Raw genomic sequence first — 781 nt, 5'->3', positions numbered from 1 at the left:
CGGCTTGGGCGCCGCCGCCTCGGGGGCGGCCGCTTCCTCGGTGGTCGCGGTGATCTTGCGGCCCAGCCCGATCTCGCGCGCCAGCGTGGAACGCCGCTCGGCGTAATTCGGTGCCACCATCGGATAATCCGCCGGCAGGCCCCAGCGTTCACGATATTGTTCCGGCGTCATGCCATAGGCGCTCTGCAGATGCCGCTTCAGCATCTTCAGCTTCTTCCCGTCCTCCAGACAGATCACATAGTCCGGGAAGACCGAGCGCTTGATCGGCACCGCCGGCTGCAGTTTCTCGGGCTCGGGCGCCGCCTGCCCCAGCGACGTCAGGGCCTGGTAGACCTGTCGGATCAGGTCCGGAACGCCATCGGCCATGACGGAGTTGTTCGAGAGATGAGCCGACACGATCTGTGCCGTCAGTTCCAGCAAGGAGGCATCCTGCTCAATGTCCGACATAGCGATTTCCCATTTCTTTCGTTTATTATTCCAGTTGCGATTCGCATCACGTTTCTAATATGACGCATACGGAAATCATAAGGTCATCAAATATTTAATACAATGACCTTTTCAAATTTTAACGAAAGCCCCCAACCAATGGCCGAACGCCCAAGTAAATGTCACCCGCTGGTCGTATTCGGCAGCGTCAATATCGACATGGTGGCTCGCCTGCACACCCTGCCCGTCCCCGGCGAGACCCTGCATGCCCAGGGCGCGCATCTCGGCCTCGGCGGCAAGGGCGCCAACCAGGCCGTGGCCGTGGCCCGCCTGGGCGCTCCGGTCACCCTGGCCG

2 protein-coding genes are annotated in these 781 nt (G+C 61.2%); one reads left to right on the top strand and one right to left on the bottom strand.

The annotated features are described in order from the left end of the window. On the bottom strand, positions 1-447 hold a 447-nt coding region (locus HUK84_RS21035; RefSeq protein WP_176641905.1), incomplete at its 3' end, for a MucR family transcriptional regulator. A 138-nt stretch (positions 448-585) separates the two neighbouring features. Between HUK84_RS21035 and HUK84_RS21030 the strand changes: the two genes are divergently transcribed. Next, on the top strand, positions 586-781 hold a 196-nt coding region (locus HUK84_RS21030), incomplete at its 3' end, for a PfkB family carbohydrate kinase (RefSeq protein ID WP_374729404.1).

Source organism: Nguyenibacter vanlangensis, from assembly GCF_013376155.1.
Classification (GTDB): Bacteria; Pseudomonadota; Alphaproteobacteria; order Acetobacterales; family Acetobacteraceae; genus Gluconacetobacter; species Gluconacetobacter vanlangensis.
Note: the sequence above shows the minus strand (reverse complement) of the source record. Positions and strands in the feature narration are given on the sequence as shown.